General features: G+C 42.7%; 6 protein-coding genes. All 6 read left to right on the top strand.

Annotation, left to right across the window (positions count from 1 at the left end; translation table 11 throughout):
• Positions 1-258: 258 nt before the first annotated feature.
• The gene (locus NXR94_RS08605) at positions 259-1,062 is read left to right on the top strand and encodes a hypothetical protein (RefSeq protein ID WP_258104212.1); all 804 of its coding nucleotides are present in this window, start codon (positions 259-261) and stop codon (positions 1,060-1,062) included.
• Positions 1,055-3,823, top strand: a complete 2,769-nt coding sequence (locus tag NXR94_RS08600) for a TonB-dependent receptor (RefSeq protein ID WP_258104211.1) — start codon at positions 1,055-1,057, stop codon at positions 3,821-3,823. Before NXR94_RS08605 ends, NXR94_RS08600 begins: the two co-directional genes overlap by 8 nt.
• Positions 3,823-5,058, top strand: a complete 1,236-nt coding sequence (locus tag NXR94_RS08595) for a DUF4249 domain-containing protein (RefSeq protein WP_258104210.1) — start codon at positions 3,823-3,825, stop codon at positions 5,056-5,058. Before NXR94_RS08600 ends, NXR94_RS08595 begins: the two co-directional genes overlap by 1 nt.
• Before the next feature lie 14 nt (positions 5,059-5,072).
• A complete protein-coding gene (locus NXR94_RS08590; protein ID WP_258104209.1) occupies positions 5,073-7,256 on the top strand; it encodes a hypothetical protein in 2,184 nt (727 codons plus the stop codon).
• Between the two features lie 209 nt (positions 7,257-7,465).
• Positions 7,466-11,176 (top strand): T9SS type A sorting domain-containing protein, encoded by a 3,711-nt coding sequence (locus tag NXR94_RS08585; protein ID WP_258104208.1) that lies wholly within the window; start codon positions 7,466-7,468, stop codon positions 11,174-11,176.
• 194 nt (positions 11,177-11,370) lie between these two features.
• Positions 11,371-14,826 carry an RICIN domain-containing protein gene (locus NXR94_RS17135; RefSeq protein WP_308706261.1) on the top strand — a complete coding sequence of 1,152 codons (3,456 nt, stop codon included), beginning with the start codon at positions 11,371-11,373 and terminating at the stop codon, positions 14,824-14,826.
• Positions 14,827-14,839: the final 13 nt, after the last annotated feature.

Raw genomic sequence — 14,839 nt, 5'->3', positions numbered from 1 at the left:
TGAGTTGTTTCAGCCCAAATCATCAATTGATTCATGCTAAATCAAAATTACTAAACCTGTATACTGACGCGGATTTGTATTCGTATTTGAGGTGTGACAAAATCGTAATAAGGTTATTTGAGTGGATTACCATTCGTTGAGTTACAGATTTAATAGTGATTTTAGTAGTGTCGTTAAGGTTTTGGGTAGGTAATCGGTACCATTCTTTCAAAAGTAAAATCCAAAGTATTCAATATGTTTCCAATGTTAACTGTCAGTATGAAAACTACTGTTGGTATTTGTTTGGCCTGGTTACAGGGTTTGGAACATAGGCTTGGATCAATTTCAGTCCGGATTACCCTTATATTGTTGATATTACAAATCACCGGACATAAGGCCTTTACCCAGCTTTCATATAGCCTGGAGGGACTGGAAGTAAGCAGTAATGTCGGATCCTATTATGACAGGCAAATTGGATTAACGAATACACCCATCACTTTAGGGGTCTATTATCAACCTCAGTTCACCAGAGGAGAAGGACATCCCAACTTCATGAACAAGTTTTGGAGTGAGGCATCCATGTCTTATCGAGGTGAAGTGTTTGACTCTCTGAATATTCTTTATGACCTGGTTAATGATAAGGTGGTGGTTCAGCACCCTAATATTAAATATTCTTCTCAGGGCATTATGGTCAATCAGGATCAGATCGATTGGTTTGAGATTGCGGCTTCTCGTTTTGTAAACTTTCATGACCTTGAAAGGCCGGGGATATATCAGGTCATATTCTCCGGGAAAAACTTTGACCTGCTAATCAAGCGGAGAAAGATATCAAGTATTGATAAGGACAATCAGGCTTCCTTCCGGGATGACGATCATTATTACTTCGTGCAAGGTGCTCATCAACAGAAGGTCAAAAGAATTTCGTGGTTCTGGAGAAATGATAAACAGAACCGGCAGACATTAAAATCATATGTTAAAGCACAAAAATTAAATAGCTCCTTAAGGAAATGCTCAATTGATCAGTTACATGCCTTTTCTCTGTATTATGAAGGAATAATTTTAGAAGGAGGTGGCGATGAATAACATTGCTTATGTCCTCATATTGAGTTCCTTATTGTATTCGGGACGATTGTTGGGGCAGGACTATGCTTTGACGATATCTTTTAGTGAAAGCCCATTGTTGGAGGTGTTACAGGAGATTGAGAATCAGGCAGATGTTCACTTTTACTATTTGGAGGAGGATATCGATTCTGTTTTTGTTTCCGCTCAATATCAGGAAGCGAATTTGCCTGAAGTACTAGATGGACTTCTTGAGGGTACGCCTATTTATCATTATCTAAAAGGTGGAGAAGTTTATCTGTCGAAAAATGTAATGGTAATCGATGATCTGGCCATTGCTTCATCAAATCAACGTCAGCGTCAGGGTGTACAGACCGGTATGGTTTTCACCAGAGAATACCTGGATTTGGATGAACAGTTAGATGATCTGGAAAGCAAGGTTTTTGAAATAGGTGTCCGCAAAGATCAAAAGGCAGGGGCCAACTCCACGGTAGCTGGTTACATTCATGAAGCAGGAACCGGGGAGCCAATAGTGGGCGCCATAATATATACTGAGGATTTCAGCGTATCTGCTACCACAGACCCGTCAGGGTTTTATGCAATTTCTTTGGAGTCTGGTGCTCATATGATCTATATCCAGTATAATGGCTTTAAGACTATGCAGCGCAATTTGGTGGTTTACTCCGATGGTCATTTAAATATCGAGATGGATGAGCATGTCATTACACTGGATGAGGTGTTGGTGGAATCAGATCGGGATGAAAATGTGAATAATGCCATCATGGGGGTCAGCAAGATCAATATTGCTGAGACTCGGAATGTACCCGTAGTATTAGGAGAAAGGGATGTATTAAAGCTTGCGACGACGATGGCGGGTGTTCAAACACTGGGAGAAGGATCCTCTGGTTATAATGTTCGTGGAGGAAAATCAGATCAAAACCTGATTATGCTGAATGAGGTTCCGGTCTATAATGCCTCTCATTTTATGGGCTTTTTTACTTCCTTCAATTCAGATGCTTTAGAGGGGCTTGATATCTACAAAAGCAACATCCCGGTGAAGTATGGGGGCAGGCTATCTTCTGTTTTTGACATATCCATAATGAAGGCCAGTCAAACCGAGTTTCATGGGGTTGGAGGGATCTCGCCTGTTACCTCAAGGTTGACCTTAGAGATACCAGTTCTGAAGAACACTTCAGGTTTAATGATTTCCGGTCGGACAACTTATTCCAACTGGATTTTGAAAAATATTAAAAACGCCAATTTTAATCAGAATAGGATTTCCTTTCAGGACATGGTGTTGAGATATGATCATCATATGGGCCCAAAAGATGATCTTGAGATCACGGGTTACCTGAGCACAGACAATTACAGACTTAAGTCCGATTCCCTTTTTTCTTATAGTGACTTTTCGTTCTCTAATTCCAATGGAAGCATCAACTGGACGCACAAGTTTCATGAAGGTCTCATCGGGAGCTTTGGGGTATGGCACTCGGATTATGGGTATGAATTGACATTCAAAGAATCAGCGCCTAATAGCTTTCGCCAGGATTTTGGGATCAGGGAACTTAACCTTACGGCCGGTTTTGATAATTATATGGGAGACCATCATCACCTGTCATTTGGGCTTGGTAACAAGTTTTACACGATCAATCCTGGAACAGTTTCACCTCTTCAGGAAGCATCTACCATCAATAGTACGATAGTGCAGCAGGAAAAAGCTATAGAAGGCAATTTGTATTTTTCTGATTCCTATACTGTCAATAATAAACTGCTTGTTGATTTCGGGCTGAGGTACTCTCTATTTTCTGCCCTGGGACCGAGACTGTCCTACAGCTATGTTGATGGCCTACCATTAAATACAGATAGCAGAACAGATACCTTGGCATTTAGTAATGGCGAATGGGTGAAACTATACCATGGATTAGAACCAAGGCTATCAGCCAGGTACCTGATTACCTCAAAGACCTCTATCAAAGCCAGCTATAATCGAAACCGCCAGTACCTACATACGATGTCTAATTCCGCTTCCTTGTCTCCAACCGACATCTGGAGGGTTTCGAGCGATCATATTCTTCCCCAAATATCAGATCAGGTGTCCCTTGGCTGTTATCAGAATCTATTTGGTGATAAACTCGAGGTGTCCCTGGAAGTCTATCATAAATGGCTGCAAAACCTGATGGACTTTAAGGTGGGTTCAGATTTTCTGCTCAATGAGAATGTAGAAACCGTCGTATTACAGGGGCCTGGGAAGTCATTTGGACTTGAGTTATCGGTCAAAAAGAGTGGTAAGTTGAATGGTTGGGTAAATTATACCTATGCGCGCACCTTTCTAAAACTGGATGGCCGGTTCAGTGAGGAGCGGGTAAATGATGGAAGATCATTCCCTACCAATTATGATAAACCGCATGTCATTAATGCGGTAGTGAATTGGAAAATAACAAAACGATTAAGCGCGTCTTATAACTTTAATTATAGCTCAGGGCGACCGGTGACCTTTCCGGTAGGCTCCTATACTTTCAAGGATGTACAAATGATCAGCTATTCTGACAGAAATGATTACCGCATTCCGGATTATATGCGCATGGATATTGGAATCAACCTGGAAGAAGGACACTCTAAACTGAAAAGAGTACATACGTCGTGGTCATTTTCTATCTATAATGTTTTGGGAAGGGACAATGCCTATTCCATATTCTTTGATGTTGAAGGACAGGAGGTGCGGGGCCATAAACTGGTTGTATTTGGTAGTGCCATACCTACGGTAACTTATAATTTCAAGTTCTAATGAAGCAAGTCAACTATATCATATGGCTTTTGGGTTTGATGCTTCTTGCAGGTTGTGTTGAACCCTACGACCCTGATCGCATTGATTACGAAAAGTTTCTAATAGTAGAAGGAGTACTGACCGATCAGGCCGGGGTTCATGAAGTACGCTTAAGTTATACGATTCCACTGGATACGTCCTATTATCATGCAGTTGAAGATGCGGAGGTTTGGATAGTAGATGGAAATGGGAAAGCTGAATATTATACAGAGAAGGCTCCCGGTAACTATGTTTCATCAACCGGTTTTCAGGGTGAATATAATCAGACCTATCAATTACGCATCATCATGTCTGATGGAACAGAATTCCGTTCTGATCCTCAAACATTGTTTGCGTCTCCGGAGATTACGGATATCTATTCAAAATATTCAGAACAGCCCGAGAAAAATGGTGGAGGAACCGAGAAAGGGCTTCAATTTTTCATTGATACAAAGGGACAGGATCAGGAGGCAACACAGTTTAGGTATGAATGGTCTGATACATACCAGATCATACCAGATTATCCAACAATATATGAAGTAGCTCCCGATTCAAGTTCTGCGGTGGTAAGATCTGAGGATATTTCCACTTGTTACAAAACCAGGTATTCTTCCGGTCTAATTCTGGCAAGTACCTCAAATCCAGAGGTAGGAGTTCTGGAAGCACCCATCAATTTTGTTAATGTGTCTACCAAGATATTGCGCGAAAAGTATTCATTGCTGGTCCGACAATATGCTCTAAGTCCGGAGGCATATAATTACTACCGGAAAATAAAGGAGGTTCAGGAATCAGCAGCTTCACTGTTTGATCAGCAACAGGGACAGATCACGGGTAATGTTTATAATGTGGACAATCCGGGTTATCCGGTGCTCGGCTTCTTTGAGGTATCAGGCGTTGCTGAGAAGCGGGCCTTTTTTAGAAATAATGAGTTGGATGTTCGGGTAAGAAAAACCGGGCCTTTGATGTGTTCCTTAGAGGATTTTATAGATCAGAATTTCGTTTTTGCTGTGGGAACTCCAGGAACAGAAGGCTACAAAGAATTTGACATTTGGGATTTCGCACTAAACCACCCGGATTTGAATCTGGGTGATCCTTATAACATCGTTGAATATGATCCTGAGATTGGGATTATTACAGCGGCACCCTATAGATGCACTGCCTGTGATAAGCAAGCCAGTACTGAGCAACCTGATTTTTGGCCGGAGAATTTTTATTGATTGTGAGGTTTTTTTTGATTCTAGTACTGGTATTACCATCCCTGGTGTTCTCACAGGGTAAAAATGATCAACGGGAGGAGATTTATGTCAATCTGAATTCCACCACGGTGCTTTCGGGTGAAACGTTATTGTTTTCTGTATTCTGTAGGAGTATGGAGACAGGTAAAGCTTCAGTAGCAAGTAAAATTGCTTACGTGGAGCTGGTTGGAGAAGAAGGGGTGGTCTTTCAGAAGAAAATTGCTTTGAAGGAGGGGCGTGGTTATGGGGATTATTTTGTACCCTCTACTTTGAAAACAGGAACCTATCAATTGGTCGCCTATACCCTTTGGATGAGAAATTTTCAAGATTATTTTCAATCTCCTGTAATTGTTGTTAATCCATTTGATCCTTATCAAAATCCGGAATCAGATCAAGGGGTACAAATAAAATTCTATTCTGGTAGTAGCCAGCTGGTTAAACAAGTTGAAAGTAGCATTGGATATCATATTGAGTCGGACGGGACGAAAATTGTCAAAGGAAAGGTGGTTGATGATGAAGGAGAAGTGCTTTCATTTGTGCCGGATGAAAGGGGCTTTGGATGTCTGACTTTTGTTCCAAAAAATAACAGCACTCACAAAGCGATATTGGAAGATGAAACGGGGCAATTCCATTTCTTTGACTTGCCACCAGTTTTGGCTTTGGGAACAGTTTTATCCTTGAAGGAAAGCGCCGAATCCCTCGATGTTGAGGTCCAAACGCGACCTACCAACAATGGTACTTATAATCTGAGAGTACTAAATGAACAGAACTTGCTCAAAAGTGAGAGCCTCAGAGCTAATGATAGAATTCACTTTAGAAAATCGGATTTTCAGGATCGTCTATTGTTTTTCCTTTTGCTTGATGCTTCAGGGGATACGCTAGCTCTTAAAACATATATCAATCATCAGAAAGGCTCAGAAGAGAACGACATAATGAAAGTTTTTGGTGTTGGTGAGCCTGTGAGTATGCACATTGATCTTAAGGAGGGCACCTACAGTGTATCTGTGCGTAAGTATACCTCTGAGTTGTGTTCCTATGCTATCAAAGCTATTGATAATCAGAAGTTTCGTGTTTTGAGAGATAAAGCCGAATTGTTGCATGACGCAGGGTTTATTATTGATAAGCCCTATTTGGCTGACTTGATTAGCCAAAAAGGCATTACCAGAGATCAAACTTCTGTCAGGTATCTTCCAGAATACAGGAGCGAGTTAATCTATGGAAGGGTGACGGATGCTGAAGGAAATGGGGTGAATTCAGAAACAGTGTTTTTGTCTCTTGTAGGCCCCTATGGAGAGATCCAAACATCAATAACAAAATCTGAAGGATACTTTGTAGTTCCTGTCAATAACACAAGCCAGTCCAATCGGGCCTATGTGGGCTTGGTTGATAATACAGCCGATTATTCAGTCCGGATAGAGCATAAATTCCTGAGATCTTACCCCAGATTCAATTATAGAGGTCCTGTATTTGATTCGTTGGCAATTGCGCAGATTGTAGAACGAAGTGTCAATAACCAACTAGAAAACCTCTATTACAGGGCAAAAAAGGATAGTTTGATAGAACATCCTGAAATGGCCGGTCAGTTGACGTATGATAAAATCTATAACCTTGATGACTATACAAGGTTTGAAAACATCGATATCACTTTTACGGAATTGGTTCCCATGGTCAACTACAGAAAGGACAGAACTCCTGTTTTTGGGTTTATGATGACGAAATCCAGTAGTCTCTTAAATCAGGATCCATTGGTTTTGCTGGATGGTTTACCGGTTGACGGGGCTAAATTGATGGATTACGCACTATCCAGGGTGGCAAGAATAGGATTGGTAAATAATCGCCAGTACCTGGGGCCGGCTGTCTTTGATGGAGTGGTTAGCTTAGAAACTTATGATATGAATCTTCCTGATTTCAAACCTGACAGCAGTGTTTGCCTGATAGAGCTTGCGGGAATATCACCTAACAAAGACTACTACCACCCTTCACTTTCCGATTTAACCAGTGAGGAGAACCTACCGGATAACAGGGAGCAGCTTTTGTGGATTCCTATCTACGAACCCGATGGTGACATGGCCATCAACTTTAGAACCTCAAAGATCAAAGGGACCTTTGAATTGACCATCAATGGGTACACGAACAATGGCGAGCCCGTATCCTTAACGGAGAGATTTAAGGTACAATAATTTCTTCTTTTTTGAGCTAGCGACCTTTCCTGTCAGATCTGACTTTTACTCTTCATTTGACTAAAAAAAGCCTTTAAAAAGCCTGTTTTTTAGCGAATTACGAATTTACCACCCCTCAATTACGGTTTTACGAGAATCCTTAAGCAATCGATTTCTCTAATATTGGTTCATAAATTCTTATTGAACCCAAAAATAAATTCCTAACGATTATGAGACAACTCAACTTTATTTTGAAAAGAGGGATCCTGCTCGGGTTAGTCCTGCTGGCGACATTACATATGTCGTTTGCCCAAGGTAGCTACACCTGGACAGGTGCTACTTCCTCTGATTTTGAGGATCCGGCCAACTGGTCGGGTGATGTTCCTACATTCACTGCCAATGATGGTGTATTCAATATTGGCGCTGGCTCAAATCCATGTGTGTGGGGTGCTACCCAAACGGGTGGACAATACTACACTGTGGTAATGCAGGAGGGTGGTGAATTTCATGTGAATGACACCTTGTTTTTAGATTACCTCTCTGCTCCTATGGGCACAAACGCAAACGTTTACATCAATGACGGCGGATTAATTAATAACCGTGCCACTGCTCAGGCCTATATCATGCAGGGTGCGAACATCCACATTGAAGCCGGAGGAAAGATGGAAGCTAAACCATTTTACATATGGGGTAGATGGGGAGACGATGACTGCCAGCTTTATGTGGAAGGGGGTCTCGTTGATATGACAGGTTTTGCTCCATGGAGAAATGGTGTGGCTAGTAATACCGCACGAGTGCATGTAAGTAGCGGTGGTATTGTACAACACTCAACGGGTACTACGTTATCAGGTTGGGGAACAGATGGAGGAATTTTGCCTGCTGATGGCTCTTTGCTTGTTTACGTTACTGATGATGACACCATTTCAGCAGTAGATGTTGCTTTCCCTGAGATTGTTACGCTTACTGAGGGGCAGCCGATTGGCGAGGTTTTCGCAATGGCATCATCTGGTGATGCTACGGCTAATGCAACCATAACTACCGTTCAGGAACCATCAGCTGAGACAGTAGTAGCAGCAGGTCTGGCGAAAGTGAGCGTTACAGCTACTGATTTCTTTGGAAATGTGATTGAAGGAACGGTAAAAGTGAACGTAGTTAACGCGACCGCGAAAGCTGTGGCCTATGTGACAAACGATGCTACATTGGATGAAACTGTAGCTAAGGATCCTGTACTTGCAATGTACCTGGCTGATCCTAACCTTGATGTTACAGTGATCAATCAGGATGCAGATGATACCGGGGGTCCATTAGATATGACAGGTTATGATCTGATTATAGCACAAGAATCTTATGGATCATCTTCTGTTATTTATCAACCAGGACGAACTCTGGGCATTGGAACCTATGCGATTCCAGTTATTTACAATAAAGTATATGCATTGAGAGATGGACGTGGCTTTACCGGAGGTGCTGCAGGTAGCGGTGGAGAAGTAGAGGCTGATTACTGGTTGAAGTCGTTTGATACAGCTCATGAATTATTTAAAGGGATAACTTTTGCTCCTGGTGATTCAGTTCAAATGTTCAAAAGAGGTGCATTTGATGATGGTAACTACATTAGAGAGGCTACCGGTGTGGAATATTTCAAGGCATTTCAATATGGTAACGGCGTAGCTGTTGATGTGACTAGCGGCTCAAACACACTACTAGGAATGCCTAATAAAGCTTCAGCAGTTGGTACCGCCAATATTGGTGTGAATTTATTGACTACCGGGGCCGTTGTTGGTTCGCAGACGCTACAAGCTGACATGATCACCATACCAATGAATATCGGAGGTATGAGTTCAAAAATGGGAGCTAACTTCACCGGAGCAGGTCTAACGCTTTGGAGAAATGCTGCTTATCATTTGACTGGGATTACTGTTCCTGCTGAAGGTGTTCCTAATCCTCCACGCCTTGTGGATGGTGATGTTGTTTTTGTTACGGATGATGAAGCCGACAGTGTTCAAATAGCCTTTTTGGAGTCGGTTGGGATGTCTGTTACTACCTGGTGGCCGGCAAGTGTTGCAAGTGTAACTACCGAGGAAGAAACAGCACTTAACGCGGGAGATTTGATTATTATCGGTAGAAGTGCAGGAAGTTCAGATGTTGCTACTCTTGCAGATCTTTTCCACTATTCTAATGACCCAATATTGAATAACAACTTATGGGGATCAAGGAATAGCAGATTGAAGTGGTTTGATTCCAATTCAATTGCCAATATTCAAGGTGCGGAAGCTCCGGCGACCCAAAAGGTACATGTTAAACTTCCTGGCGATCCTATCTTTAGCGACGCTACATTAGATGGTGATGATTCCCTGGAATTGTATTACACGCCAAATGATATTTTGTCAATGACTGCAGCAGCTTATACATCTTCTAATGCGGAAATCGTAGCCGCAAATGATGACTGGGTAGCTATCGCAAGGTTCAATAGCACAGATGAATACTATACTGGAGCAGGTGTTTATCCGCTTGGATATAGAACATATTTTGGTTTTGGTAATGACAACCTTTACACAACAGATGCAACAGTTGATACGATCAATTATTTCCCAATTACTGAAGGTAGTCAAGAGGTTTACCTTAGAGAGATTGAAAGACTAATTGCTTTAGGAACTACAGATTGGGTAGTTATCGAGGATGATGATGGCGATGGCGTGATCAACGCAGAGGATGTTTGCGAAGGCTTTGATGATAACGTTGATACAGATGGTGATGGTGTTCCTGATGGCTGTGATATCTGTTCTTCAGGAGATGATAATGCAGATGCAGATGGTGATGGTGTTCCTGACGCGTGTGACCTTTGTGCTGCGGGAAGTGATAAAATAGATGTAGACAATGATGGTATTCCTGATGCTTGTGATGATGAGTTGCCTGAGTTGGTTACTATCGCCTTCATTGGAGCTTATGATGAAATGGCATCTTATGACCAGACATTATTCGATAGCTTGTCTCAGTATGTGAAGGTACACTACATCCCGTCTGGAGTATTCAATGAAGCTTCTTACGATTCACTCTATGTTGAATTGGGAATAGAAGGCATCGTAATCAGTGAGTCTATTGGTAGCAGTGCCTTGACTAATTTTGGCCCTGCAAGGGATGCATTCCCTGTTCCGAGCATTAGCTTAGAAGCAGGTACTTATACGAACTCATGGGGTGATGAGGGATTCATGACTGATAACTCTGCCGCGATTTGGGGTTACGGTGGTGCAAACGAAGAAGCTGTAGATCTACAGTGGAAAATTGTGGATCCTCTTCATGAGTCAATCTTCGAACTGGGCTGGCAGCAGGATCAGATCATCACATGGTCTGATGCCACACCAGAGAGAGGTATCCCATATCTACATGGGTTTGCTACTACAGTTAATGTAATTGCAGTCGCAGCAAGAGAGTCAGGAGGAACTGCTGCAGATCCTTCATTCAATGCAGAGTTTGTTCAGGATTTGGCGGTATCAGTGGCTGAGTTCCCGATCCAACGAAGCTACTACATGAACGTGGCCAGAGCCTATCATGATATCAATACTGAAACTGGACTTTCTAAAGCCACTCAGGATTTCTGGGATATTATGAGATGGTCTGTTTACTACATGTTTGATGCTTATCCTCAGACTGGAGATCCTAATGCGTTGGCAGTTGATCCTTTACTTCAAGGTAATGCTTTCCAGGTTTATCCTAACCCGTCAGAGGGTCCTGTTAACATCAGCTTTGTAGCGGAGAAAAATCAACTGATCAATATCAAGATCATTGACGTGACTGGAAGAACGGTATATGAAAATGTGAAGATGGCTGAGACCGGTAGAAACAGAATCAATCTTGATCTTTCTACAGCGCTTAAGACTGGTGCATATTTCGTATCCACGGAAATCGATGGAGAGAAAGCAGTGAAAAGACTAATAATCAAATAGTCAGTTGTTAGACGGTTGAGAAGCTGCCCAATTTGGGCAGCTTTTTTTATGTCCTGGTCAAAATTCCGAAAACACCACCCCTATATTACCAATTGTCAAAACTTTACTTAAGTCATCTGATTTAAACTTGTAATAACCCAGAGTATGTGCTTTATCCTTCATCATTCTGGAATTGAATACTACAAAAAGTAATTATGAGAAAAATATTTGCAGCATTTACCCTAATGATTTTATCCCTTATCCCAGGTTATTCTCAAAGAGTAATGGAAGACCTTGACAGGGCGTTGGTTGTTGTGGATCAGGGTGGATCCGGGGTATACGCTTCCTGGAGAATGCTAGGTACTGACCCTGATGAAGTGACTTTTAACTTATATCGAAATGATGTCCTGGTAAATGGATCCCCGATTACTACAAGTACCAATTATCAATTTGTACCCTCCAGTCCATCTCCTGGTGACCAGTACAAGGTAGTGGCACTGGTCAATGACAGTCCAATAGATACCTCTAAGGTGGTTGAACCGTGGGCTGATTTCTATCAACTTATACCTCTTACGCCTCCTACCGGAGGTACCACCCCTGATGGAGTGAGTTACACTTACGATGCCAATGATGCCAGCGTAGGAGATTTGGACAATGATGGAGATTATGAAATAGTTCTGAAGTGGTATCCAACTAATTCAAAGGACAACTCTCAGAGTGGATATACAGGTAACACTATACTGGAGGCTCTGGAATTTGATGGCACCAGTTTATGGAAAATTGATCTTGGAAAAAATATCAGGTCCGGTGCGCATTACACACAGTTCATGGTTTATGATCTGGATAGTGATGGCTTTGCCGAGATCGCATGTAAAACGGCAGATGGAACAGTAGATGGGAAAGGTAATGTGATTGGAGATGCAGGGGCAGACTACCGTAATACAGCCGGTTATGTTCTGGATGGACCAGAATTTTTAACGGTTTTTAGTGGTCAAACGGGTGAAGAGCTCGTGACTACGGATTATTACCCGGCACGTGGAAATGTATCTGCCTGGGGAGACGGTTATGGAAACAGGGTAGACCGATTTCTTGCGACCATTGCTTATTTGGATGGACAACGCCCTAGTCTCGTGATGTGTAGAGGGTACTATACGCGTACGGTTCTGGCTGCCTATGATTATCGAGGAGGGGAATTAACGACGCGCTGGATATTTGATACAGACATAGCTTATTCAGACTATACCGGACAGGGCGCTCACAGTATCTCGGTGGGTGATGTGGACAATGATGGCAAGGACGAAATTCTGTATGGTGCTGCCGCTATTGATGATGATGGTTCAGGATTGTATAACACTTTGATGGGCCATGGAGATGCAACTCACCTTGCAGATATCGATCCGGATGAAGGTGGCCTGGAATTCTACATGCCACATGAGTCATCACTTGGTACTGAAGCAAGACCGAATATGTCTATTAGAAATGCCGGAACCGGAGAAATGCAATGGGTGCATGCTGGTGGAGGTGGTGATGTGGGCCGTGGGGTAGCGCAGGACCTTGATCCCAATTATCCCGGATATGAAGTTTGGTCCTCAGATGGCTCAGGCGTTTATGACAAAGACGGTAATCTGATCACGACCACATACCCCCAATCAACCTCAGGAGGAAATACCCCAAGCTTCAACTTTGGGATCTGGTGGGATGAGGACCTTCAAAGAGAGGTGTTGGATCGTGGAGTACTCAATGAATGGGTTCCAGGTAGCTTTGCTTCCAATCGTTTGGAGACATTGTATCTTATCGAGGGAGCTTCCACAAACAATGGCACCAAGAACACTCCTACGCTGATGGGTGATTTGATTGGAGACTGGCGAGAAGAAATATTGATGAGGACGCCATCTAGTTCGGCATTGGTATTTTTCGTGAGTACCGATGTGACTAATTACCGAATCAGAACCTTGATGCATGACCCACAATACCGATTGGCAATAGCCTGGCAAAATGTAGGGTATAACCAGCCACCACATCCAAGTTTCTACCTGGGTGAAGGAATGGTTACTCCACCTAAGCCTGATATTCGCAGCGCGGACCCTTGTTTGTCCAGCTTAAAAACTTTGCCTTTTGGTGAGTATACAAGTACTCAACTGGCTGCTGAAGGTGTGAGCCTTGACGATATTACTGGATTAGATCTTCCTGCAGGTTCATCATTGATCCTTTTTGATCAGGACAATTTTGAAGGAAGTTCAAAGTCTGTTAGAGGAGAGGGGAGTTGTGATGTCAGTCAGCCTGCGGGGAGCTATCTATCCGCTATTTTGGTATCACAATTATTTGGATCGGATTTGACTTATTCTATTAAATCCAAGGCAAATGGTCAGCTTCTGACAGTGGAAGGGGCATTGAAGGATAATGGCTCCGCGATTACTTTAGGTACAGATGATGTTAACAATGCAGTGGATGGAACAAATCAGGTTTGGTCATTTGAAAAATATCTTGGAGACTATCTGATAAAAGGATTTCAAAGTCGATCTTATATTGAGGTGACAGCAGGATTGGATGTTGAGCTGGACAACACGCAACCCGGGACGGATGAACAACTCTTTGAAATGGTTCTGGATGCCACGGACCCAGCCTATTTTTCAATTAAAAATAAAGCGAGTGGAAAATGTCTGGCTTTGAATCCGGCTGATGGCTCGTTGATATGCGAAACCTGTGCGGAGGGAGATGATAATCAATTGTTCTATGAGCAGGTAAGATGGGCCGAGCGTGTTTGTCAAACCGTACCAGCCGGAAGTTACAGTCAGTCGGAGCTTACATCTGCGGAGGTAGATCTGGGTGATATCCTTGATTTGGATTTGCCAGTAGGAACTTCATTGATATTATTTACCGAAGATGACTTTCAGGGAACTTCAATTATCATGCGCGGCAAGGGGTGTGGTTACACCAACCAACCCGCCGGTACATACACTTCTGCCATCTTTACGGAGGGTATCCTTGGGGAGAACGTACAATACGCCATTAAATCCAGGTATAACAACAAAAGATTGACCGTGGCAGGCGGATCATTCGAACAGGGATCACTGGTGATCCTGGAATCAGAAGCTAACGGTGATCCCTCTGTTGATGGAAATAACCAGATATGGACCGTAGAACGATCGAGTGGCAACTACCTGGTTAGAGCGTTGCACAGTCGTGCATTGCTGGATTTAGATGTAGAGAAAAATTTAATCCAGGGTACGTCGACAGCTTCAGGGGCTACCAACGAATTCGAGGTGGTCTTGAGTGATAGCGAACCGACATATTTTGCACTAAAAAGTAATTCCAATGGTCAATGTCTGGCGCTGATAGGTGGTGCTGGCGAAATAGGATGTGTGCCATGTAATCTGAATGATAGAAAACAGCTGTTTTATGAAGTAGTTCGATGGTCCTCTTCAGTTCTTGATGCCGAGCAAGTTGATTTACATGGAAAGCTTTACCCCAATCCCACTAAATCGATCATATATTTCGATCTGAATGAGGTGAAAAGAGTTGAGATCTATTCATTAACGGGCCATCAGCTGTTATCCAGGGATATGATGAATCAGCAGCACGTAGATATTTCCGGGTTGGAAAGCGGTGTCTATCTGATCAGAATTACTACCGGTAATGGTATCATGAGTGGTAAAATTGTAAAAGACTGATACAGGATAATTC

The sequence above is a fragment of the Marinoscillum sp. MHG1-6 genome, assembly GCF_024714475.1.
GTDB lineage: Bacteria > Bacteroidota > Bacteroidia > Cytophagales > Cyclobacteriaceae > JAMZMI01.
This window is presented reverse-complemented; position numbering and strand designations above follow the sequence as displayed.